At 40.7% G+C, this 617-nt stretch carries 1 protein-coding gene; it reads right to left on the bottom strand.

The window, feature by feature from the left end; all coding sequences use genetic code 11:
* A partial coding sequence (locus tag A3739_RS08615) for a hypothetical protein (RefSeq protein WP_156502491.1) occupies positions 1-508 on the bottom strand: 508 nt, incomplete at its 3' end.
* Positions 509-617: the final 109 nt, after the last annotated feature.

Genomic DNA, 617 nt, shown 5'->3' on the forward strand with positions numbered 1-617 from the left:
CGTACTGTCTGTGATACGCATTAGTCTCGTTACTAATGAAATCATTAAGGATCGTTTCTTCATCCACGACAGAATTAGCCGCATTAACATTAGAAACCAACTGATGTATCTCACCAACTAAAGCATCACGAGCCGCTAGCTGCTGCAGTAAACTATATACCTCTCCGTCAGATAGCGTCGTAAACTCAATATTTCCATCGTTATAACGAACACCCCAATCGTATAACTGATCAATAAAATACTCGAAAGCATTTGTTAGTTCGCCAAAAGCCCCCTCTTCTAAATCAACCTTGTAGAAGTTTACTCTTGCCCCGGCCATAGGACCTTTTACAACATTCACGTTAAGGCTAAGATCTGCTTGACGTACCGGCGCTTCAACCTCATCACTTAGTGGAACAACGTCAGAACTCCCACTACCACATGCAGCAAGCACAAAAGATAAACATGAGATAAGACTAATTTTTTTAACGCTGGTAAAGCTTAGAAGCATGAGGAAAGTATGGTCCATTCACTTACATAAAAAACTTCTCCAATCATGGAGAAATAGGCTTTTGGCATGGTACAAAATGCACCAAGTAAGAACAATGAACGAGGGATAGAAGCGTGAACTATTAGAC

This window comes from Oleiphilus sp. HI0067, from assembly GCF_001635735.1.